1 protein-coding gene is annotated in these 1,684 nt (G+C 76.3%); it reads left to right on the top strand.

Features of this window, described 5'->3' with window-relative positions:
• A partial coding sequence (locus tag AC1DY2_RS19500; RefSeq protein WP_476763915.1) for a ComEC/Rec2 family competence protein occupies positions 1-1,684 on the top strand: 1,684 nt, incomplete at both ends.

Here is a 1,684-nt window from a genome sequence, read left to right as displayed (position 1 = left end):
GGAACGGCGCGCCGAGTCGCCGCTTGCCGCGGCCGCCGATGCCCACGTCGTCGTCGACGTCCTGATCGAGGTGGCTTCCGGCCCGCGGCCGGTGCGGGCGCCGCCGTGGGCGTCATCCGGCGAGGCAGCCGCTCCGACCTTCCGGGTCGACGCCCAGGTCATCGGCGTGGACGGCGTCGAGGTTCCGGCCGTCTCCTCGACCGTGATGCTCGAGCTCCCCGGAGAAGAGCTCTCACTCGGCACCCGCCTCTCCTTCCCCACGCGAGTGGTGGCCCTGCCCGGCGCGGAGCAGCACGGCTTCCAGCTCCGGCCGACCGGCGACGCGCGCGTGATCGCACCGCCGCCGTGGCTCGGCTGGGCCGTGGCGCTCCGATCGGGGCTCGCGACGGCGTCGACCGCCCTCGGTGGCGACGGCGGCGCGCTCGTGCCCGGACTCGCCATCGGCGACACGGCCGCGGTCGGCGTCGAGCTCGACGCGGCGATGAAGGCGAGCTCGCTCAGCCACCTCACCGCGGTCTCCGGTGCGAACTGCGCCATCATCACGGCTGCCGCGTTCGCCCTCGCGGCGGCGTGCGGGCTGCGTCGCGGCGTGCGCGTCGGGCTCGCGCTGGTCGCCCTCGCGGGGTTCGTCGTGCTCGTGACGCCGCAGCCGAGCGTCGTGCGGGCCGGGGCGATGGCCGTCGTCGTGCTCATCGCCATCGCGTCTGGCCGCCCRGGCGGCGGCGTCGCCGCATTGTCGGTCGCGGTGGTCGGACTGCTCGTGTTCGATCCCTGGCTGGCGCGCGACTACGGCTTCGCGTTGTCGGCGGCCGCGACGGCCGGACTCCTGCTCCTGGCGGCGCCGCTGGCCGTCGTCCTCGGCCGCCTGATGCCACGACCRCTCGCCATGGTGCTGGCCGTGCCGGTCGCCGCGCAGCTCGCCTGCCAGCCCATCCTCGTGCTGCTCGACCCGGCAATCGCCGTCTACGGCGTGCCCGCGAACCTGCTCGCCGCGCCGGCGGCCCCGGTCGCCACCGTCGTCGGGCTCCTCGGATGCCTCGTCCTGCCGGTCCTGCCCTCCGTCGGCGCGGCGTTCCTGCAGGTCGCGTGGGTCCCGGCCACGTGGATCGCCCTCGTCGCGCACGGCACCGCCGGACTTCCGGGCGGCCGGCTCGCCTGGCTTCCGGATGCCCCGGGCGCGGCCCTGCTCGCCGCCTGCACCGCACTCGCCCTCGCCGTCGCGTTCGCGCCGCCATCACGCCCACGACTGCGTGCGGCCGGCGTCGCGCTCCTCGCGATCGGGTTGGCGGTGCCCGTCGGCGTGTCGTTCGGCGCGCCCGTCGTGTCGGCTTCAACGCGGCCGGCCCGCTGGGATGTCGCCGCATGCGACGTCGGCCAGGGCGATGCAGTGCTCATCCGGTCCGCGGAGGCGACCGCGCTCGTCGACACCGGGCCCGATCCGGCCGCCCTGGCGCGCTGCCTCGCGCTCCTCGGGGTGGACCGCATCGACCTGCTCGTGCTGACGCACTGGGATGCCGATCATGTCGGGGGATCGGCCGCGGTCGTGGGGCGCGTCGGCACGGTCGTCCACGGCCCGCTCGACGGCGACCGCAGCGACCGCGTGCTCGACCCGCTCGTGCTGGGCGGAGCCGACTCCGCCGAGGTCGTCGCCGGCCACCCAGGCGTGCTCGGCGAGGCCCAGTGC

Source organism: Agromyces sp. P1_H4, from assembly GCF_056405255.1.
The sequence above is the reverse complement of the archived record's forward strand: the minus strand, read 5'-3'. Positions and strand labels throughout refer to the sequence as shown.